The following is a 489-nucleotide window of genomic DNA, read 5'->3' on the forward strand; positions in this document are numbered from 1 at the left end:
ACCACCGGGCAGCCGAAGGGGGCGATGAACACCCATCACAACCTGACGTTCGACGCGCAGACCTACCGGGACTGGGTCGGCTTGACCGGTGACGACGTGATCCTTGGCATTGCGCCACTGTTCCACATCACCGGATTGGTCGCGCACGTGATGATTGCGCTGTTGCTCCAAGCCCTCGACGCCTATACGCGCGGCCACTTGGCGGCGTACAAGCGTCCCCGTCGGATCGTGGTGACCGACTCGCTGCCCACCACGGCGACGGGCAAGATCCTTCGTCGAGTGTTACGGGACGGCGACGTCGGGTAGTGCAGCATAAGCCCGAAGCGCACACTGCCCGTCCACCAATGGTGAACGGGCAGTGTGGGTATTCCGTGCTCAGCAGTCGTAGTAGAGCTGGAATTCGTAAGGGTGTGGGCGGATCTGCGTCGGCAGGATCTCGTCCTCCCGCTTGATCCGGATCCACGTCTCGATGAGATCCTCGGTGAAGAC

1 protein-coding gene is annotated in these 489 nt (G+C 62.4%); it reads left to right on the forward strand.

The genetic code is table 11. The annotated features are described in order from the left end of the window. On the forward strand, positions 1-306 hold a 306-nt coding region (locus tag B4M62_RS02480; protein WP_290704679.1), incomplete at its 5' end, for an AMP-binding protein. Positions 307-489: the final 183 nt, after the last annotated feature.

Origin of the sequence: Gordonia sp. UBA5067, from assembly GCF_002414845.1 — a bacterium.
In the GTDB taxonomy this organism is placed as follows: domain Bacteria; phylum Actinomycetota; class Actinomycetes; order Mycobacteriales; family Mycobacteriaceae; genus Gordonia; species Gordonia defluvii.